General features: G+C 44.1%; 19 protein-coding genes, 1 tRNA gene and 1 pseudogene. 14 read left to right on the top strand and 7 right to left on the bottom strand.

The genetic code is table 11. The annotated features are described in order from the left end of the window. The first annotated feature begins 157 nt into the window (after positions 1-157). The 4 genes from RIG27_RS11020 to grxD all read left to right on the top strand — a co-directional run bounded on the left by RIG27_RS11020 (position 158) and on the right by grxD (position 2,869). A complete protein-coding gene (locus RIG27_RS11020; RefSeq protein ID WP_446341462.1) occupies positions 158-784 on the top strand; it encodes a hypothetical protein in 627 nt (208 codons plus the stop codon). A gap of 161 nt (positions 785-945) precedes the next feature. After that, positions 946-2,184: an RNA-guided endonuclease InsQ/TnpB family protein gene (locus RIG27_RS11015; protein WP_446345081.1), complete on the top strand. Its 1,239-nt coding sequence runs from the start codon at positions 946-948 to the stop codon at positions 2,182-2,184. 47 nt (positions 2,185-2,231) lie between these two features. Next, positions 2,232-2,492 (top strand): BolA family protein, encoded by a 261-nt coding sequence (locus tag RIG27_RS11010; RefSeq protein ID WP_044205138.1) that lies wholly within the window; start codon positions 2,232-2,234, stop codon positions 2,490-2,492. Positions 2,493-2,545: 53 nt separating this feature from the next. Next, entirely contained in the window at positions 2,546-2,869 is a 324-nt protein-coding gene (grxD, locus tag RIG27_RS11005) for a Grx4 family monothiol glutaredoxin (protein WP_446345079.1), read from the top strand. Positions 2,870-3,167: 298 nt separating this feature from the next. Here grxD and RIG27_RS11000 read toward each other — a convergent pair whose 3' ends face one another. From RIG27_RS11000 to RIG27_RS10975, 6 genes and pseudogenes are all read right to left on the bottom strand, one after another. Further along, complete coding sequence (locus RIG27_RS11000) at positions 3,168-3,419, bottom strand: DUF6761 family protein (RefSeq protein ID WP_446341458.1); 252 nt, start codon at positions 3,417-3,419, stop codon at positions 3,168-3,170. 221 nt (positions 3,420-3,640) lie between these two features. Continuing rightward, positions 3,641-4,342 carry a response regulator transcription factor gene (locus RIG27_RS10995; RefSeq protein ID WP_446341456.1) on the bottom strand — a complete coding sequence of 234 codons (702 nt, stop codon included), beginning with the start codon at positions 4,340-4,342 and terminating at the stop codon, positions 3,641-3,643. Between the two features lie 52 nt (positions 4,343-4,394). Continuing rightward, positions 4,395-4,571: pseudogene (gene tnpA, locus RIG27_RS10990) on the bottom strand (IS200/IS605 family transposase); the annotation flags it as partial. A gap of 48 nt (positions 4,572-4,619) precedes the next feature. Beyond that, positions 4,620-4,805, bottom strand: a complete 186-nt coding sequence (locus RIG27_RS10985; RefSeq protein ID WP_006099000.1) for a PCP reductase family protein — start codon at positions 4,803-4,805, stop codon at positions 4,620-4,622. A gap of 42 nt (positions 4,806-4,847) precedes the next feature. After that, positions 4,848-4,997, bottom strand: coding sequence for a hypothetical protein (locus RIG27_RS10980; RefSeq protein ID WP_446345076.1), 150 nt, complete (start codon positions 4,995-4,997; stop codon positions 4,848-4,850). A gap of 27 nt (positions 4,998-5,024) precedes the next feature. Next, on the bottom strand, positions 5,025-5,930 hold the full coding sequence (locus RIG27_RS10975; protein ID WP_446345149.1) for an alpha/beta fold hydrolase: 906 nt from the start codon (positions 5,928-5,930) through the stop codon (positions 5,025-5,027). A 280-nt stretch (positions 5,931-6,210) separates the two neighbouring features. Here RIG27_RS10975 and infC point away from each other — a divergent pair, with 280 nt between their 5' ends. The 3 genes from infC to RIG27_RS10960 all read left to right on the top strand — a co-directional run bounded on the left by infC (position 6,211) and on the right by RIG27_RS10960 (position 10,368). Beyond that, complete coding sequence (gene infC, locus RIG27_RS10970) at positions 6,211-6,738, top strand: translation initiation factor IF-3 (protein WP_446345074.1); 528 nt, start codon at positions 6,211-6,213, stop codon at positions 6,736-6,738. Positions 6,739-6,746: 8 nt separating this feature from the next. Further along, positions 6,747-9,761, top strand: a complete 3,015-nt coding sequence (locus RIG27_RS10965; RefSeq protein WP_446345072.1) for a HEAT repeat domain-containing protein — start codon at positions 6,747-6,749, stop codon at positions 9,759-9,761. Positions 9,762-9,885: 124 nt separating this feature from the next. Further along, positions 9,886-10,368 (top strand): Crp/Fnr family transcriptional regulator, encoded by a 483-nt coding sequence (locus RIG27_RS10960; RefSeq protein ID WP_006098974.1) that lies wholly within the window; start codon positions 9,886-9,888, stop codon positions 10,366-10,368. Between the two features lie 7 nt (positions 10,369-10,375). On the opposite strand, the gene RIG27_RS10955 is transcribed toward RIG27_RS10960, so the two are convergent. Continuing rightward, positions 10,376-11,812: a TIGR03985 family CRISPR-associated protein gene (locus RIG27_RS10955; protein ID WP_446345070.1), complete on the bottom strand. Its 1,437-nt coding sequence runs from the start codon at positions 11,810-11,812 to the stop codon at positions 10,376-10,378. Between the two features lie 209 nt (positions 11,813-12,021). Between RIG27_RS10955 and RIG27_RS10950 the strand changes: the two genes are divergently transcribed. The 7 genes from RIG27_RS10950 (at position 12,022) to RIG27_RS10920 (ending at position 20,410) form a co-directional block, all read left to right on the top strand. Then, the gene (locus tag RIG27_RS10950) at positions 12,022-13,302 is read left to right on the top strand and encodes a Card1-like endonuclease domain-containing protein (RefSeq protein ID WP_446345068.1); all 1,281 of its coding nucleotides are present in this window, start codon (positions 12,022-12,024) and stop codon (positions 13,300-13,302) included. Then, on the top strand, positions 13,299-14,816 hold the full coding sequence (locus RIG27_RS10945) for an RAMP superfamily CRISPR-associated protein (protein ID WP_446345066.1): 1,518 nt from the start codon (positions 13,299-13,301) through the stop codon (positions 14,814-14,816). Before RIG27_RS10950 ends, RIG27_RS10945 begins: the two co-directional genes overlap by 4 nt. Then, on the top strand, positions 14,813-16,384 hold the full coding sequence (locus RIG27_RS10940) for an RAMP superfamily CRISPR-associated protein (RefSeq protein WP_446345065.1): 1,572 nt from the start codon (positions 14,813-14,815) through the stop codon (positions 16,382-16,384). The genes RIG27_RS10945 and RIG27_RS10940 overlap by 4 nt, the downstream gene beginning before the upstream one ends. Then, a complete protein-coding gene (locus RIG27_RS10935) occupies positions 16,384-17,160 on the top strand; it encodes an RAMP superfamily CRISPR-associated protein (RefSeq protein ID WP_446345063.1) in 777 nt (258 codons plus the stop codon). Before RIG27_RS10940 ends, RIG27_RS10935 begins: the two co-directional genes overlap by 1 nt. Beyond that, entirely contained in the window at positions 17,135-17,689 is a 555-nt protein-coding gene (gene csx19, locus RIG27_RS10930; RefSeq protein WP_446345061.1) for a type III-D CRISPR-associated protein Csx19, read from the top strand. Before RIG27_RS10935 ends, csx19 begins: the two co-directional genes overlap by 26 nt. A 306-nt stretch (positions 17,690-17,995) precedes the next feature. Further along, complete coding sequence (locus RIG27_RS10925) at positions 17,996-20,152, top strand: TIGR03986 family type III CRISPR-associated RAMP protein (protein WP_446345059.1); 2,157 nt, start codon at positions 17,996-17,998, stop codon at positions 20,150-20,152. Positions 20,153-20,337: 185 nt separating this feature from the next. Continuing rightward, positions 20,338-20,410, top strand: a tRNA-Arg gene (locus tag RIG27_RS10920). Positions 20,411-20,840 lie beyond the last annotated feature (430 nt).

Raw genomic sequence — 20,840 nt, 5'->3', positions numbered from 1 at the left:
TGCCTTGGAATCGGGTCATCGCTGATGGTTAGTGATGGACGGCAAATTCCCTGCCCTCAAGTTTAGCGATCGTCATCTGACTCCCCTTGCCGCATCTGGCGATGGTAAGATACCCGAAGGTTTCTGTGTTTGTTAAAATATTATCCCTATTTTTTACATGGTCTCTTCTGGAACGATTCATAGCCTTGGCTTTACCTGCCTTGTTGCCTTTCCCTTCACGACGAGTGTGGCGCTCTTATCCCCCGCCCACGCTCAAACTCAAGTGGCTGCGCTTCCAGAAGAGGTCAGCCAAATGCAGCCTGAGCCAGATGATTCTACTGAGCTACGCCCCTTAACTCAGGAAGATAGCCTGCTGAGTTTACAGGGGGGAGAGCGGTTAATGGTAGAGGCAAATCAAGCCATTGAAGCTCAAGACTATACGTTAGCCTCTCAAAAACTTCAACAAGCGCGTCAAGTTTTCAACCAATTGTCTAATTTCTATCAGCAGTTGGCTGAAAGTTTTTCGGGAATTGATAACCGGATTTTCAATGAACATCGGCAAAACGCACTCAAGACAGCAGAAATGCGGGACGAAGCCACTTATCAGTTAGCGTTGGTGCATCGCGCCCAAGATCAACCGGAATTAGCGGTTCCCTTGCTGATTCAGATCATTCGTTCTCAGAATCCCACCCGTGATTTGGGCAAAAAAGCTTACCAGCAGCTTTTTGAATTGGGATTCGTTGGTTCTCCCTTCCCCCCCTCTGGCAATAGCGAACCGACTTCATCCGTGACTCCAGAACGTTAAATTAACGTAGCCGCGAAAGTCCTCACCCTCAACGAAGTAGGGTGAGGATGGACAGCGGGAACCCTTCGACTCCGCTCAGGGTTAAATTGAGGAACGAAATTTCCCATCTTCCGGAAGAACTTACCCTAAATAGTATATACTGGTAAGAGGATGTGAAAACAATGCGACATCAAGCCGTCAAAGTGAGGCTATACCCGACAACTGAACAGCAAGTAATATTAGCCCAACACTTTGGTTGTAGCCGTTGGTGGTGGAATTATGCACTTAATTTGTGTATTGAAACTTACCAGGCAACGAATAAAGGTTTGACTCGTTCCGCATTGAATGCACTCTTGCCTAAGCTCAAGAAACAGGAGGAAACCGAGTGGTTATCTGAATGTTATTCTCAAGTCTTGCAATCTACCACACTAAATCTAGTAACTGCCTATAAAAATTTCTTTGAAGGTAGAGCTAGATACCCAAGGTTTAAGGCTAAAAGGAATAGGCAATCTATTCAGTATCCCCAATCGGTTAAGATTGCTGATGGTTGCCTTAAGTTTCCCGGTCGTGTTGGCGTAGTTAAAGCTAAAATACATCGATCAATTGAAGGAACTATCAAGACGGTAACAGTCAGCATGACCCCATCGGGTAAATATTTTGCTTCTGTGTTGATGGAACTAGAAGGAGATAATCCACCGACTAACACCGATGGCAAGGTAGCGGGAATTGATTTGGGGTTAAAGGATTTCGCTATCGTTAACGATGGGGTCAAGACCTCTAAGTTTGCTAACCCTAATCATTTAGCCAAACATGAACGCAACTTAGCCAACAAACAACGGAGATTAGCCAGAAAGGAGAAAGGAAGTAACTCAAGAAATAAAGCCAGAAAACTGGTAGCTAGGGTTCACGAACGAGTTAGTAATGTCCGCCAAGACTACTTGCATAAGCTATCCAGAAAGCTGGTTGACGAAAACCAAGTTATCGTAGTCGAAAGTCTAAATACTAAGGGCATGGTTCGTAACCACAAACTAGCCAAAGCAATTTCTGATGTAGGCTGGGGAATGTTTGTCAATTTCCTATCATACAAGCTCGAAAAAGAAGGCAAGGTATTGGTAGAGATTGATCGCTGGTTTCCTAGTTCTAAACTCTGCTCAAACTGCCATTATCAGGTAGCTGAAATGCCGCTAGAGGTTAGGGAATGGACTTGCCCTAGCTGTGGTATACATCATGATAGAGACGGCAACGCCTCAGCAAACATTAGAGCAGAAGGCATCAGAATGCTTCGACAGGCTCAGCAACATCTATCGGTCTCAGGGACTGGGACTGCTGCTGATGGAGGGGATGTGAGACCGAAGCTTGGACGTAAGTCTAAGTTGACGCAATCCCCTGTGAAATCAGAAGCTCAGGCTTCTACGAAGTAAGCCTGAGTAGTTCACTATGTAGAACGTTGAAGAAAAATGGAGTGGGTATGATTAGTCCAGAGCAAGTTGAGACAATGATCAAAGCAGAACTTCCCGATGCTCAGGTACAGGTACAAGATTTAACCGGCGGTGGTGATCATCTGCAAGCGATTGTGGTATCCTCCCAGTTTGAAGGCAAAAGCTTGGTAAAACAGCACCAGCTTGTCTACGGCGCTCTCCAGCAAGCAATGGCAAGCGAAGCCATTCACGCCCTAGCGCTGAAAACCTATACCCCTGCATCGTGGCAAGCTACCCGTCAGGCTGTATAAACTCTCGCTACACTAGACCCATACAAAACTACACAAGACATTGCAGCAAAGCTATGACGCCAGCAGTTAAAGAACGGATTGACCAGCTCATCAACCAGGACAAAATTGTGGTGTTTATGAAAGGCACCAAACTGATGCCCCAATGTGGTTTTTCCAACAATGTTGTCCAAATCCTGAATACCTTGGGTGTTTCCTACGCAACCGTGAATGTTCTCGATGATCCGGAACTGCGTCAAGGCATTAAGGAATATTCCAATTGGCCCACGATTCCCCAAGTTTACGTGAATGGCGAGTTCATTGGTGGCTCAGATGTGATGATCGAGCTTTATCAGAACGGCGAATTACAGCAGATGGTTGAAGTAGCATTGGCATCTTGATATATTCCCCGTTCTAAGCTAAAAAGCGTAAAATTAACCAAAAAGCCTGCTTAAGCAGGCTTTTTCAATCTATTAGGACTTACGCAAAGGCTCTATTTGTAGGGTGTGTTAGCGTAGCGTAACGCACCGCAAGCCGCTATCAGTGGTGTGTCTGCGTAAGTCCTGTCTATGCTTAACCTAAGAACAATGTAGAGACGTGCCATGGCGCGTCTGGGAGCTACCGGAGATTGGCAAGGATTGTGGCTTAAGTTGACACAGGTGAAGGGAGATCGCCCACACCGAAGTCCCTCATCCAGGTTTAATAGTAGTCAGTTTCGGGTTCTGGTAAAGGTACGGCTTCAAAGTTGGAGGGATCGCGTAGATAACGAACAGCATCTTCCTCCAAGCGATGAATCAAATAAACTTCTATAGCATTACTATGTCGAAGAGCATCAAGATAGCCATCAATGTATAACCGCAGTTCGTCAAAGCGATATCCCCGGTTCCACATAAAAACTAGAGCATCTGTAAGTTGCTGATAGTAGCGTATGGTTCGAGTGTCTTGAAGCATGGTCTAAAGCAGTGTGAATTCGGTATTTTAGCGTTAGAGTTACTAATTGTCAATTTTTTCAAGTTGACCCCTAGCAACTCTAGCTAGCCCTTACTACTATTGTGCCTTAGATCAGTTGACAATGTGGTCACCTGATTGACAGAAATGAACGACTCCGCTCATACTGCGATTTCCATAATGAATCAGCCAACGAAATTTTATATCATAACAAAGCGATTTAGTCAATCCACTAAATGATTTTCCAGGGCAAAACGCACAATTTCGGCTCGGTTGCTGGTTTCTGTTTTTCTCAGAAGACTGCTGACGTATTTTTCAATCGTTCGAGGACTCAGGTGTAGCTTGTTCCCAATTTCGCTATTGGATAACCCTGTGGTCAGTAACTCTAAAACCTGTTGTTCCCGCTGAGTTAGACGCAGTACATTGGATGGGGAGGTGGGGGAGGCGATCGCACGGGGAGTTGATTCGGATTTTGGCAGAGTATCCGGAGTCTCCGGCGATGGGGGTGATTGTCCTGTATCAGTGGAAGAGAATCGCAATTCGGCTTGCATCATCTGAGACCGTTCCAGCAGATTCCGAATTACAGCACTCAATTCCTTCATTTCAAAGGGTTTGGGCAAATACAAGTCACATCCTAACTGGTAGCCCTTAATCCGCTCATCAGTACTACTGCGCTCCGTTAAAAAAACCACAGGTAACAAGCGGAAAGCTGGTCGTTTCCGAACTTGTTGCACAAGTTCATAGCCATTCAATTTCGGCATATTGATATCGGTGACGATTAGGTGAGGATGATACTTGTCAATCAGAGACAGAGCCTCTTGACCATCTTCTGCCGTTACAACTGAATAGCCTGACATTTCCAGGTAATCGCTCACAGAAAGACGAGTACCTAGGTTGTCATCTACAACCAGGATTATCAATGGCATGAGAATAACTGCAATACAAGCCTATATAATAGTGGAGACATCTAGGGATTTTCTAGAGCATCGGTGCGCCCCCCACAGTGGCAACGAAATAGGAGTTTGTCCACAGTGTCGGAATTCGACTTTTGAGCCACGAGAATTCTTGCCTGAGGTATCGAGAAGAACGCCCTTTCATAATTCTCACCAGCTTAGTGATGCCGTACTGCGGATCTATCTCAACGAGAACATGAACTTGTAGGAATGACCGGCTCTCCTTGCGTCCGCTTGTAAAAGTTAGTTCCTATTGACCAAACTCAATCCTAGCTTGCTCAACAATATCTACGGTAACGACATCCAAATCCGCTTCACGAGCTAAATGCTCAATCCGTTGTCGAGCTTGAGTACGCACAAAATAAGGTATTTTTTTGAGTTTCGCCTTAGCTTCGGGTGTCCAGTCTAAGGTATCTGTATAATTAGCGCTGTTCATAGTTCAATGCAAGCGGGAGACTTTTCTCATTCCGCTTTGATCTTAACCCAGAGGGGCAGGAGGCGGGGAGCTGGGGAAGCTGGGGGAGCTGGGGAAGCTGGGAGAGCTGGGGAAGAGGATTACCGATGAACCATGAACAATCAACAAATGACGAATGACAAATGACAAATGACAAATGACGATCAGAGCCATTAACTTTTATTGTGCCTATCTACTTAACTAAATCCCAGCTAACCAATCGAGTAACATCTGATTAAACTGTTCTGGGCATTCATCATGAGGACAATGACCCGCATTATCCAACTCGATCAACTTGATATTCGGGTTGAGAGCGGCAAACTGCTGGGCTAACTGGGAAGGAATCATCCGGTCTTGACGCCCCCAAATTAACAGTATAGGACTATCCAAAGTCGGCAAAACTGATTTGACCGGAGGACCAAATTTAGATGAAGTCATCGCTTTAAACAGCGCACTAAATGTAGCCGCCGCCCCGCGATCGCGAGCAGGGTGGGTGAGAATGTCCACTAATTCTGCATCAATAGCCCTAGGGTTGGCATAAGCAAGTCCTGCCCATTTCTGGACAATTGATGGGCGTCGCAGCAGATAAAAAAGACTTTGGAGCACCACAGGAGACGCGACTAGACCCTCAACTGTTGATACCACAGGTCTCAGCCAAGTCGGAAGTGCCTCTTCTCGGAGGGAAAAATCTGGCAAATTAACCAAAGCGAGTCCCTTAACCATCTCCGGGTGAGTTGCGGCTGCGCTCAGAGCCACCAGTGAACCGATTGAGTTACCCACTAACACTACGGGGTGTTGAATCAAGGTTCGCCAGAATTCATAAACTTGATTGACCCACAACTCAATGGTATACGTTGTCACAGCTTTGCGCGAACTGCCAAACCCCAACAGATCTAGCGCATAAACCGGGTAGTTCTGACCCAGTACAGGTAGGTTATGACGCCAATGTCCGATGGAAGTACCAAATCCATGCAGCAGCAGAACGGGAGGAGTCAATGTTGAGTGAGACTGCGGTGGACGAATATAAGTATAACGAGTCTGCCAACCTTGCCAAACCCAGTCTCGTTGATTGCCGACTCGTTGCTGCCACGATACCGATGGATTCACACCATGCCTCAACTTCAAAAACGTTTACAACTCCTTACCGATTATTGTAGTGGTTTCTTCAGGTTAATTTCTACAGCAGATGCCCCATAACCCAGGAAAAATCAGGACGAACAAACGCTTTAAATATTCCCTCTGTCGCGAGGGTTCTCTGCCATCCTCCGGCAATTTGGAAGTTAGGTTAAAAAGATGGACAGAAACTGGATCAGAGTCAGTAAAATGGCAAGTAAAATCCGCTTACTTTTATCCAACCCTTAACAACGAGAAATTCAAGCAGACACCCGTGAGTGATAGAAGACGCCAACGAGATCTACCCCAAATCAACGAAAGAATCCGCTATCCTAAGATTCGTGCGATTGATACCGATGGCACACAGCTAGGAATCATTGCCCCTCAAGAGGCTTTACGCATCGCTGAGGAAAAAGAGTTGGATCTTGTCTTGGTTAGCGATAAGGCAGATCCGCCCGTGTGCCGCATCATGGACTACGGCAAATACAAATTTGAACAGGAGAAGAAAGCCCGCGAAGCCCGAAAGAAGCAACACACGGCTGACGTTAAAGAAGTCAAGATGCGCTATAAGATTGATGATCATGACTACCAGGTGCGTGTCAACGCCGCTAGGCGCTTTCTGAAATCAGGAGATAAAGTTAAAGCCACGATTACCTTTCGGGGGCGAGAAATTCAGCACGCTAACTTAGCCGAAGACTTGCTCAAGCGCATGGCAACGGATTTACATGACGTTGCCGAAGTGCAGCAAGCCCCCAAACGGGAAGGTCGTAATATGATGATGCTACTCTCTTCCAAAAAATAAGACTTGGGATGAAACTACAAACTCGTACTCGCATTCAAAATGAATGGGTACGGCGAATCCTAGAATGGGTCAATCTTCGCCCAGAAGAAGGCGAGCGCACCTTTTTGATGTTCGCCTTCTACACCGCTACCTCAGTTGGGCTGCTTTGGTTTGAGTATAGTGCGACAGCACTGTTCTTGGACGAATACGGTGCGAGGTGGTTACCCGCCATTTATATCGCCAGCTCCCTGATGGTGTCTGGACTAGGGGTCTTATACTCTTGGCTACAAGAACGGGTACCGATGAGGCGTGTCTTGGTCACAGTCGCTTTCCTAACGGGCGTACCCTTGTTGATCTTACGGTTGACCTTAGGCTTTAGCTATTTAAACGGTTTAATCGCCTTGGGTACCGTTTTTCTGTTGCGATTGTGGATGGATGCGGTCGAAGTTCTCAATGATCTCAACTCTCAAGTTGCCGCGAATCAATTATTCAATATTCGGGAAATTAAGCGCACTTATCCGATTGTGTCATCAGGACTCTTAGTGGCTGATGTTATCTCCGGCTTTTCTTTACCCCTGCTGCTGTTGGTTGTCGGCACAATTCAAAACGTTCTCGTGGTGGCGGCGTTGATGATGATGGTTGGCGCTGGCACCTTGTTTTATTTAACCCAACGCTACCAGCAAGCCTTTCCTAATTTACCCACAAGGGACTGGGAAGACGATGACCAGGAATTTGTGGTTCGCCGCACTACCGGACATCTACAACGCTATATTGTGCCGTTATTTGCCTTTTTTATTCTCGGTGAAGCCCTGTATCTGCTGGTAGAGTTCCAGTATCTGGGTCAATTAGAGGCAAATTTAGAAGCCTCAGATATTGCTGGGTTTTTGGGGTTATTCAGTGGGATTGTCGGCATATTTGAACTCACCTCTCAGTGGTTCCTATCCAGTCGCGCCGTGGAACGTCTGGGCGTCTTTGTCGCGGCGATGATGCTACCTGCGTCCTTAGCGATTATGGGCTTAATCACATTGAGTGGTTTACTGGATGTGGTGATTAAGCTATTGGGTGCAGTCATTACCATCCCCGGATTCGTGACCGGATTATTTGTCGGTCTAATTTTCCTGCGGTTTATTGACGAACTCCTGCGCTATACCTTAATTGCTGGGATTGAACCGTTCTTGTTCCAACCGATACCCGAAGGAATTCGTAATGCCCTGCAAACCCGAGTCCAGGGAATTGCAGAACCCATAACCACGGGTGTTACAGGCATAAGTATGCTGGCTGGGATCTGGCTGTTGCATCACGTATTTCCGGGACAGCCAGACACCCAAATTCAACAATGGCAGAGTGGTATGTTTATTCTTGCCATTGTGTTTTTCTCCCTAATCTGGTTGCTGAGTGCTTGGTCGATGCGCTCTACTTACGTTACCTTGCTGGTTGATAGCGCTGAACAAGGACGCTTAGGGTTTTCTGATGTTGACTTAAAGGCGTTCAAGCGAACGGTGATAGAAACCTTAGAACAACCGGGTACGGAAGCTGATAAACGCTCTTGTATTCAACTGTTATCGCAGATTGACCCCACGAATGTGGGTGAGGTACTGGCTCCCCTTTTGCCTCGCCTTTCTATTGCGCTTCAGTGTCAGAGTCTAGAGGCGATGTTGGAGTATCCCCACCCCGCCTATTGTCGGGATGTGCAAGTCTTGATTGAGCAGAAACCGCCACCAGAAGTGCTGGCGTTGGCGCTGCGTTATGTTTGGCTGACTCAACCGGAATTGGATATTGACACGATTAAACCTTATCTCCATGGGACAGTTGATCCGATGGTGCGAGCCACAGCCGCTGCGATTATCTTGCGTCGGGGAACCTCGCAAGAGAAGGCGGAAGCAACAGAGATCCTGCGGCGAATGGTGATCTCAAAACGAGAACGAGAACGAGTTATGGGGACGCGAGCCTTAGGAGAGGCAGAGTATTTGCAAGCCTTGAGAGTTCATATTCCTCATCTGTTAAAAGATGAATCGTTGCGTGTTCGTTGCGCTTTATTAGAGGTGATTGCGTCAACCCATTTGGATGAGTTCTACCCATCGCTAGTACGAGGACTTTATTACAAATCGACTCGTGAAGCGGCTCGCATGGCGTTGGTGCGTCTGGGAAATGAAGCAATTCCGTTGCTGCTGGAGTTGGCAGAAGATATCCATAAACCGGATTTAGTTCGGGTACAAGCTTGGACGGCGTTGGCGGAGATTGGCACACCCGAAACCCTGAACTATCTGGTGCAACAGCTAATGACGAGTTGGGGGATCAGCCGTCGTAATATTCTCCGCAGCTTATTGAAAATTCCTAATGAGGAAGGAATCGATGTGGTGCTAGATCAGTTGGGACGGAGTGGGATTGAGACGTTAATTGAGCAAGAACTGCTGTTTTTGGGTCAGATTTATTCCGCTCTGGTGGATTTGAAGCCAGAACTGATCAGTGGACAGGAGGCAGATTTGCTGCGACGGGCGTTAAATGATCAGCAAAAGGATTTGCTGGAGAATTGTTTTTTGCTGATGAAGTTTCTTTATCCGGTTGGTGCAATTCAAGCGGCATCCTTTAATCTGGAATCTGAGTCCCGCTCCAATATTGCGATGGGATTGGAAATATTGGACAATACCATAGATATTCCCCAAAAGCAAGCCTTTTTAACTCTGTTTGATCGCCGTTCCTTTGGCGAAAAGCTGGAATGTTTGCAAGAACTGGTGTCTTATCAACCGATGAATCCCAGCGATCGCGTGCGACAATTAATTGAGTTTCGTCATTTTCTCTCGGATTGGACGCTGGCTTGTTGTTTCCATTTAGCGCGGGGGGCTTATATGAGTTTGACACCGGCAGCAACGTTAGTCTGTCTGCGTCATCCCACGGGTTTTGTCCGAGAAGCGGTTTTAACCTATTTGAAAGCTGCATCGCCCCGTGCTTGTATCGAATTACTACCGATGCTTAAACATGATTCCGATCGGTTGGTGGCGGCGGTAGCTCAACAGATGAGTAACGAATTTGGTCTGGTGAGTTAACCTTGTTACCGACCGAAGCCGAGATATGTCCACCTACTTATTTTGCGTCAAAGTGGGATAGAGTAAACTAGACCTTTGTTCAGCTATATTTAGCACCAATCTCTAGCAGCTACCCGCTAACCCCATGTTAACCAGCGTCGAGCGTTTACTTTTTGTCAGGGGCGTCCCCATTTTTCAGGAATTGCGGGACGATTTTCTGGTGCGCGTTGCTTCGGTTATGGATGAGCTATCATTTCCGAGTGATCATACGATTGTTACCCAAGGGGAAGAAGGGCGATCGCTATACATTGTGGTGTCCGGTTCCGTGCGGGTTCACATTGGCGATCGCGACTTGGCATATCTGAAGCAAGGTGCTTGTTTTGGCGAGATGTCACTTTTTGATGCTGAACCGCGTTCGGCTTCGGTGACAACATTGGAAACCTGCGAATGTCTGATGCTGACTCAACTGCAATTGTATGACGCTATTGATGAGACGCCAGGAATTGCGATTAATATTATCCGCTTACTCTCCCGCCGCATTCGAGAACTGAATAATAAGTTGAATGCTTACGAGGTGAAACATCCGGCGTCTGATTTCAGTAAAACCAGCAGTAATTTTACGAGGTAGTTAAGGATTACAGCTTTAGAGCTTTGTGCCTATAGTGATTCCCAGTTTCTTGGAGATCTAGAGCGATTCGTTCTCGCAATTCCCAAGGTAGCAAGACTTCTACCTCTGCACCCAAAGCCCGTAAGCGCCGGATTACGTGATAATCGTTAACCCGGTATTGAGCTTGGTAGTAGCCATCATCGGGAGAGCGATGTTGAAGAATGTCTAGCAGAGCGTTTCTGTGTTCGGGATTGGGCGTATGTTGTTTGATGAAATGGGTGGCTTGCTGATAGTTAATCGGGGCAAAGGTGTGATGCAGAAACGTGCCTCGGATATAATGATCATGAAACTTTTGATTGAACCGGAGTATCATCAACGCCGATGGTTTATAGAAATCAAATCCCCAGGCTTGTTTTAGCTTCGTGTGAACCGTTGTGGGTGTGGGCAATTGGTTCTTCTCATATTGCTCCTGCAACAACTGGGGGACGCGAGTATCTGTCCAGTTTAATGGCATCAACCGCTCAGAGCAAATTCGGTCGAGGCGATAATTGTGCCAGTTGATTTCGCTTTTGGGAGTGCTGCCATAGGCACATAAGTATTTTGCCCGTTCCATATAATAGATGCAAACTGGATAGACAACGCATTCTTTGATTAAACCCAAATGAGCGCTGTGATAAGTCATGAGTAGGGGAGACATTTGTCCAGAGTCCCAAATGTCCTGCAATTGTCCCTGAAGTTGATCCACCTGATCTTGTTTTTGGGTGGATTCGGGGACTAAGTAATCAATGTATAAAAAGACACGATGAGTATCGTCTTGGGGATGGGGAGAGATTTGCTCAGTTAAGAATGGGATATTGGGGTCGAGAAAACTTACCATTTCCAAGGTTTCTGCCAAATAAACCTGCTCTTGAGGCGTCAGATTGCTGTTAGAGATTCGGTTTTCTGGTTGTTGAGAAATGGGCAAGACTTGGACGCGACGGTAGTTCTTGCTTCTCCCGGTTGAGTGAGGAACTCGTTGCAGCCAGTTGAGATCAACCAGTAAGTCTAAGTCACTCTGAAGGGATTTACGAACTTGAGCAAATAGCCGTTCGTGGAGCAATTTTTTCAGGTCAGAATCAGAAATTGACAGGTGTTGTTGTAGGGATTCTTGCCATTCATTAATGGCTATATTCACTTCTTTGAGCCATGTTCTGGTGGTTTTCGTGCAGGCACAGTTAGGTTCGTGGTGCTGGAGAATATCGTTTTGTTTCTCATCCTGGTGCGTTGGGCTGAAGAAGGCTTGACGCCAATCCGCGTAGGTGAATCTGTCGGGCAAAGCCGCGTATCCCTGATCCCCATACAGCCAGCGCAGCCAAACCCATAATCTCACCGCCCGGGTGAGATGGTGATTTTGTTGCAAAAGTCCTTTGGCTAATCGTTGCAGGAGTTCAGGTTGGGGGGGATGGCGAAAGAATAGATCAGACATCAGTTTTGGTTTTGTTGAGTGTGGCTTATAGGTTATCAAGTATCGGAAGGGGGTGCTTCCGCAGGGGTGGCATAATTTTGGGTACAGAGGCGATCGCGCCCTCGACTCGTCCCCCTCTCAATCCCATGGAGATAAGTTGGATTAGAGTGTTAAGGAAGAGCGATCGCCTATCTCACTCCAGCAGCAACGTCATACACAGGTTAGCCACTATGAACACATCTGAGTTGGATAAGTACAAAGTCGATCATCTGTTCTTGCTCATTGGGGAAAATCCTTTGCCTAATTATGTAGCTGCCAGACTCTTGTTAAACAAGGGAGGTATGCCCTATCTGGTTTACTCAAAGGGTACAAAAGATCCAGCGGAGCGTTTACAAACAATATTGAGTAACGAGTCAATTGGCTTAAAAACAGCTCAACTTGTGCCACTTAATGATTACGAATCCGATGCTTATCACATTAAAAATGCGATTCGTCTAAGACTAGAATCTATCAAAGTGGGAAACATTGGATTGAATTACACGGGTGGTACGAAGGCGATGGCTGTACACGCTTACAGAGCCGTTTTCAGCAAAGAGCGTCCCGACACTGTTTTTAGCTATCTTGATCCACGCAAGCTAGAGATATGTATTGATCGAGAAGATTCTCCCTGCATCGGCATTAAAGTGAAGCCAGAATTGTTGGAAGTCAAACTTGTAGAGTTTTTTAATCTTCACGGTTTGAAGTTAAACGGAAAACCTACTCAAGAAGTGCAATTAACTGAATTAGCAGCAGCACTTACCAAAGTATTTAATAATGAGGATAAAGCAAAACAGTGGTTTGATTGGTACTGCAATGTTTTCTGTAAAGAGGCTCGTAAGAATAAAAATGGCAATTGGGGTGATTGGAACAGCAAGACAAAATTAGCTGCATTATCAATATCAGTCGAAAAATTACCGCCAGAAGTTGAGGCTGAGTTTAAGGGAGAAAACTTAATTGATTCAACTGGCAAACTCTCGTTGCAAGCAGTACAACAATTAAAGACCATAAAACAGGAGCCTGTCTTTAAAGAAATCAAGGATTTTTGTAAATACCTGGACGGCTTGTGGTTAGAGCATTATGTTTTGAAACAAGTCAAAAATATTGCTGATAAAAACTATATTAAAGATTGCGGACTTAATTTTAAAGTATCTCTCCCAGGAACTCAACATGGATTTGAATTTGATGTAGCGTTTACTAGAGTATATCAGCTTTTCGCCATTTCAGTCTCAACAACTAGCGATAGAAAATTATGCAAAAGCAAGCTGTTTGAAGCTTACTTACGTGCGCGGCAAATGGGTGGTGATGAAGCGAGAGTTAGTTTGATTTGTTGTACCAACGAACCGGATGCACTTAAAGCTGAGATGGCATTACTAGGTGACAAAAAAATTGCCGTTTTTGGACGGGATGACCTAATGGATTTGTCGGACAAGCTTGAAAAATGGATTAAACAATCTGATCAGGATGCAAGATGAGAAAATTTACAGTAACTGTGCTGAATACAACCGGAATTCAACCCTACATTTTCGGCAGTAACCGTCTTCGTGAAAACATTGGTGCATCTTACCTAGTTTCTCAAGCCACTGATAGCTGGGCGAGAGAGGCTTTAGAGAAGTTGAAAAACCAGATAAAGCAAGAAGTTTATGCCTTCAATCCTGAAAAAAATCAACCAGATGCCAAACCTCACATCGAAGACGATGAACTAGCTGCTGAGTTAATTTATGCAGGTGGCGGTAATACAGTATTGCTTTTTTCCGACAAGCAATATGCTCTGCAATTTACTCAGATTTTGAGCAAGAGAATCTTAGAAGAAGCACCGGGTATCAATCTTGTTGCAGTCCATAAAGAGTTTGATTGGGATAATCAATCTCTTTATGAGGTAGTTCAGGATTTGATGAGAAATGACTTGGATACTAAAAAGCAAAGCAGAATACCCTCTGCACCATTGCTAGGTTTAGGCGTAACAGCAACTTGCAGATCCACTCAGTTAGTTGCTGTAGGGATGAGCGAGAAATTTGAAGATGATGAACCTTATCTTATTTCAAGAGAAATCCAGAAAAAACTGGATGCGGTTCGTTTGGCAAATCGTAAACTGAGAGAACGATTAATCAACACAAGTTCCGAAATTTATGAATTTCCCCTAAGAACTGACTATATGGGTCGTTCAGCAGGAGATTCCAGCTATGTTGCTGTGATTCATGCTGATGGTAATGGCATGGGCAAACGCTTTCAAAAATTTGGTAACAATAAATGCAATCGGGACTACATTATCGCTATGCGTCAACTGTCCCACAGCGTTAATCAGGCTGGTATTACAGCACTCAAAAACGTAGTTGATATACTGGTTAAATCTATTGAGATAGATAAAGATAGGAAGATAAAAGTAAAGGAGCAGTTTGAAATCAAAGATAATTACTTACCCTTCCGTCCTCTTGTTTATGGTGGTGATGATCTCAAAGGATTATTGAGTGAAGAATGCGATAACTTAATCGCTGTACTTTCTGATTATAAACGGGATTGGGAGAAGGTTGCTTGTAACTTGTTCGGTACACTTGGTAGCACTCTTGGAACAATGGCAGCAGTTCATGTGGGAGATGCTTGTTTACCTGATGACTTGCGTCAAGCCGTTGCCTTCCAAATTCAGGATGAAACGTTAACAAAAATAGAGGTACTTGATTCACTGACAACTATCCGTCGTCAAACTGCAATAGACCCACAATCTGGTACATCAGATGAGGGAAGTTTACGTTCCTACCGTGTTGTTTTACGTGACCTTTGTTTCACGGCTGACTTAATTTTTGAGAAAACTCCAAATGATGAAATGCTATCGCTTTTAGCTGTTGGCGCTATGGCACTCCGACGCTTGGGTAGTGGACGTAATCGAGGTCGAGGTCACGTTCAATGTAGGTTACACGATTCAGAAGGGAATGATATTACCAATAAACATCTAAATAATTTTGGCAAAGATATTAAGGAGAAAGTTGGATGAAAGCCATTATTTTAACATTAGAAACTCAGCAACCCATTCTTGCTACTTCATTTCAAGGCGATCCAAATAGTGATGTGTCATATCCTTATATTCCTGGCAGCATGATTCGTGGTGCAATTATTGGGCGTTATATGAGACAGCATCACTTGTCAGAACTTGACTTAACCAATGATGAAGTGAAGCGACTTTTCTTTGATGCTAAAAGTACTCGCTACTTAAATGCGTATATTTTGAGTCAAAAAAATCAACGAACTCTTCCTATTCCTTTGTCTTGGTTCAAGGATAAGGATGCAGAATTTACTGATAATTTACCTATAACTGTATATGATTTCAGTATTGAAAAAGGAGAAGACCCAGAAACTCCAAAAGCTGTTGGTGAATACTTCTGGGCAAAGGAAGGAGGGATTGTAAAGTTATATAAAGAAAAGCGACGGATTAATATTCATAATTTTCGCGATCGCAAAAAAGGGAGAGCGACAGATAATCAAGGTGAACTCTTCCGCTACGAGGCTTTAGATGCAGGACAAACCTTTCAATCTATCATCCTTTGTGAAGATGACGATGTAGAAACCATTCAGAATTTATTAGCCGAACCAAATATCTGGTTAGGAGGTTCTCAAAGTGCGGGATACGGATATACTAAAATTATTGCAACCCAACCATATAGCACGAATTGGAGTGAAATAGGAATTCCAGCAGAAGACCGAGAAAATGATGACGTTTTGAGTATCACCCTTCTCAGTGACACGCTGTTAAGAAACGATCAGGGTCAACCTGTAGCCGATCCAAGTTTGATTAAACAAGCGATCGAGGATGTTTTAAATATAACCTTGCCTCAACCTAAACCGGGAGGTATTTTCACGAGCAGTATTATAATCGGTGGCTTTAACCGGAAATGGGGATTGCCTTTACCTCAAGTTCCAGCCTTAACAGCAGGGAGTGTGATTGTTTTTGAAAGTGAAGATATTGCAATTACTACAGAACAAATTAAGCTACTTGAAGTTTGCGGAATTGGAGAGAGAAGAGAAGACGGTTTTGGGAGGATTGCTGTAAATTGGCTAAACGATGAATATATTCAAGTAAAATTAGCCAAGTTATCTAGTACCTCCAGCTTACCGCCGTTAAGAAGCGAAGACTCGCGGCTTTTGGCTGAACAAATGGCACAAAGACTGTTGGAACAAAAGCTAGAACAATATATTCAAAAACAAGTTGGATATTTAAACTTGGATGAGGGCATGAGTAACAGCCAATTATCACGACTGCAATCTGTTGCCCGACAAGCACTTCCCAACGGAGATTGTAATTTAGTTATCTCGCTGCTAAATAACTTACCCTCTAATGCTAAGAATCAGTTTGAGCGCATAAAATTAGGAAACAAATCGTTCAGAAAACAGCTAGACGAGTGGTTAGAAAATCCGACAAATTGGATTAATAGCATAGAAGTCAAGATTGCTGATGTAGAGCGCAAATTTGATGACGATCGCGCCCAACAAGATAAGCTAGCTGAAAAGTACACGCTACGCCTAATTATGGCAGTGGCGAAGAAGGCAACTAAGGAGAAAAACTAATGAGTCTTGAACGCCTGAACCGCCACCAACGCCCTATTGCTAAACGCATCATTGTACGAGGCAGATTAATTTTAGATACTCCGACTTGTCTGGGAAGTGGTGATGCAGATAGTCCAACTGATTTAGCATTACTCAGAGATAGTATTAGTGACCATGCTATTTTAACAGGTTCATCTATTGCAGGTGCTTTGAGAAATTACTTACGTGAGTATGAGCATGGGTATGTGACAGGTGAACAAGAGTGCGATCGCGCTACTTCCCTATTTGGTGGAACCCGTCGTGATGATGATGGTGAACAAAGTCCATTAATTGTGAATGATGCCATCAGTAGCAAGATACCGACTGTGGAATTGAGAGATGGAGTAGAAATTGAAGGAAAAACTGGTACAGCCAAAAAAGGTCAGAAATACGACTTAGAGCTATTAGCCGCCGGAACTGAATTTTCTCTATGTTTTGAATTACTGATAGAGCAGAAACAAGACCCCAGAGAACAGCAAAATTATGAAGATAGGCTAGTAAAATCACTAGCATTAGCTTTACGAGGCTTAGAGCTTGGTGAAATTAGCATTGGCATGAAAAAGCGACGGGGCTTTGGTCGCTGTAAAGTGAAAACGTGGCAAGTTTGGCAATTTGACCTCACTCAAGATGATAAAAGATTAGAATGGCTACTATTTGAGCATTGGTGTACAGAATTATTACCAGAACACGAAACGTATTCGTCAATTGCTACTGCTCTTGGGCTGTCTTTGGATGAAGAGGAAGACAAACGCGAATGAAACGCTTAGAACTTGGTTAGAGGAACAAGCGAGAACCTGTAACCTAAATTATCTGCTAGCTCATGCTGAAGACGGTGTAATTTGGGGTCGCTTTGATTCAGGCAAATTAACCACAGCGGAACAGATATTTCACCAGCCTGAGTTTAACGTAGATTTTCCATCCCTACGAGTCTTCACCCTTCAACAATGCCGTATCTTTGGCAAAAATACTGAAGTGATGCTCTGGAAAGTGGGTCAAGACGACTGGAAAGCACGTTCCATTGAGGATAAATATCTGTCAGAAGAGGACTATATTTCCGAAAATCAAATCCTTTGGGGAACTAAAGCCGAGAAGGAATCCAATGGATTTACTTTAGTGTCAGATGGCTCTCAAGGTTTAAAACACGCTGTACCTTTAAGTGGGAGTTTTAAAGGTAAAGATTCTCGATTCTTACGTTTAAAAGTACATCATTATATTCATTATGATGATGGAGTAGCTCGTATCTATTTGAGTCGTCTGGTTAATTTATATTTTGATAGCAATACTTAGATTTTGATTATTTGTCTCAATAGCATCGAACTCACATTAAAATAAGAATAGATTGCATTAAGGAGCAAATTATGATTACCACTCGCGAACACTATCAAAAAATGACGGCTGAAGAATACTTAGAATGGGAAGCCAAGCAAGAATTTCGCCATGAATAAGCTGAACCGTTACCGAGTGGCGATCGCCATCAACTGATTAACCCAGTGCGTCTAATTGTACATCACTACATTACCTATGATGATGATGGAGTAGCTCGTATCTCTCTAAGTCGTCTTGTCAACATAACTACTAACAAGGAATCAATCAATGCTTCCCAAACATCTCAAAAAAGTACCGGAAGATCGTAATGCGATCGCACCGTACAATTTTGTCGAATTACCTGAAAAAGTGGTAGAAGCAGAACCTCTACCTGACAATGATAGATATTGCCCAAATCGGCATACGGGTCAAATTATATGTACACTGATCACTGAATCACCTCTGTATATTCGGTGTGCTTTAACTCCAACTGACTTCGCCAATTTTGGGGATAAAAATAATGAAGATTTGACTCCAGAGCAGCGCCGTAAACGTGCAGATTTCTTCACCAACCCCGCTAATCAGCGTCCTACTCTGCCTGGTAGTAGTTTAAGGGGGTTGTTGCGGACTTTGGTAGAAATTGTTAGCTTTGGTAAGCTTGAGCAGGTATCTGAGCAACAACGATTTTTTTTCCGTGCGGTTGCTACTGACAAAGATGAACCGTTAAAAAAAGAATATGAAAAGTATCTAGATAAGGGAAGAAAGGTTAAAGCTGGTTATCTTACCAAGGAAACTGATGGTTGGTACATTCGTCCGGCACTTTCTATTGAGGATAAACCATTCGTTTGGGTTGAAGAAAAAGACTTGTGGGGTAAAATTACTGAACTCATCCCCATGAAATCTTCCGACTACCGCCCACAATATAAATACAATATCAGTTTTGGGAATCTGTATTCTAAAAATTGTCGTCGGTTTGCTAAAGATGTCAGCAGTGACTGTGAAGCTTACAAATATAGGGGTGTATTAGTCACGAGTGGCAATATGTTGGAAGCTAGTGATAATCCAGATAACCTCCAGCGCAAAAATTACTGCCTAATTCGAGAACCTGACACCAATGCCGAACTCCTCAAGATTAGCGATGATGCCATAGAGAATTATTGCCATGCTTTAACCACCTTTCAGAAAGGAAAATCACCTTATGAGAAAAACCCATTTAACGAAAACTTGGGAGTTTTAACACAGGGTCGTGCTATTTTTTACTGTCAGCCACAGCAAGTAAAAATCTTAACTTTATTTGGTCAAAGTCCAAATTTTCGTATTCCCTTCTCTTTTACAGGTGATGGACGTGCTGCTTCAGCCGTTGATTTTGTTCCTGATTATTTGCACAACGCTGAAATTTTAGATATGGCTGAAGCAATATTTGGCTATGTTAGAAATGAAAAACAGGATAAAAATCAAGCGCGTGCTGGACGTGTCTTTATCAGTGATGCCATCTGTGAAAGAACGGCTGGTGATGATATCTGGTTAAAAAATGACCCAATTACGCCTAAGATTCTAGCTAGTCCTAAACCGACTACATTTCAGCACTACTTAGTTCAAACTGACCCAGAAGCTAGAAAGTGCGAATTAAAGCACTACGCCAATAAGCCAGAAAAGGAAACAGTCATCCGAGGACATAAGCTCTACTGGCACAAAGGATGTTCACCTTCAATTGTTCTTAAGGATTCTGAAGCTTCAGAAAGCCAAACCACTCAGATTAAGCCGATTAAAGCTGGAGTCTCTTTTACATTTACTATAGATTTTGAGAATCTTAGTGATGTGGAGCTTGGTGCTATCCTTTGGGTACTGAATATTGCACAAAAGGAAGAGTACCGCCTCTCAATTGGCATGGGTAAACCACTGGGAATGGGAGCCGTAAAGATTACGCATCAGCTACATCTGAGCGATCGCAAACAACGATACAAAAAGCTATTTCAAGATAATAACTGGCATATCGGAGAAAAATCTGATGGGGCTGATACACAGGATAGATGTGCGAAAGTGTTTGAAAAGTATGCCCTCAATCATATCAGTGAGGCAGATCAGCCGAACACAAGTAAAGCCACAACTTTAGAAGAATTACCCCGTATCAAGATGCTTCTGGCAATGCTCAGTTGGTCTGGTGTTTCCAGGAATGAAGCACGATATATGGAAATTGAGCGTGATCACCAGCCAAGGATTGGAACTGATAAAAATGAGTACAAAGAGCGTCCAGTTCTACCGACTCCTTTACAAGTAATAGGATGGGAAGATAACCGGAAGATGAGCAAGCCTAATCCATCACCTAAGCCCAGAGCAAAGGGAAGTAAGCCTGTGCTTAAAAAATCTAAGCCGCCCACTCGTCGAAACAAGGAGGGTGGCAATCCAGCTTTTGCTAGACCTCCGAAACCACCAAAGCGTCAGTGATAAGTAAAGGTAGCACCAGATCCGGTGAAAAGTAAGAGCAACATGGGGGTAGTTAACCCGGATTTAGTCTGAGCCATAGGCAGGGGAATTTTTTATTTGGCACAGATTGCCGTTTTTTCCAAATCAACGTTATAATCTGATTTGTGTCAGTGTGTTTCCTTGGAAACGCCGCTACACACAAGGAAGGGCGCGTAGCTCAGTGGATAGAGCACCAGATTCCGGTTCTGGGTGTCGGGGGTTCAAATCCCTCCGTGCTCGTTAAACTTTCGATTGACCATTATTTGTCATCGTTGTCAGATTAGTGTCATCGGCTCTCCAGTAGGACGAGGGTAGGGGTTATTGATACGGTCGAGGGTAGTAGTTTTCCGTTTGATGAAGGCTTGTTGTTGGTTATTGAGGTCGCCTTTTTCGTTCATCTTAGTTAAAGTTTTGGCGATGTCTGCTGCTTTTTCGGCACGAACTTCCTCATGCTGCGATATTATTCAGTTTCCTTGATCCCGAATAAGTCATGTCACAATCCTGGTGCTGACTTTTGGCATCCCATCCGATAATAAGGCGATGTTGAGTTTCGTGTAGGTACAGCCCGCCGTAGGCATCGCGTCTCTCGATTCAGGTCAATTTTGTAATCTTCTATAATGTATAGTTTCGGAGGCAGATTGTAAGAACTCTTGCCTTAGAATCCAATAGA

It is taken from the genome of Coleofasciculus sp. F4-SAH-05 (genome assembly GCF_040222985.1).
GTDB lineage: Bacteria > Cyanobacteriota > Cyanobacteriia > Cyanobacteriales > Coleofasciculaceae > Coleofasciculus > Coleofasciculus chthonoplastes.
Note: the sequence above shows the minus strand (reverse complement) of the source record. Positions and strands in the feature narration are given on the sequence as shown.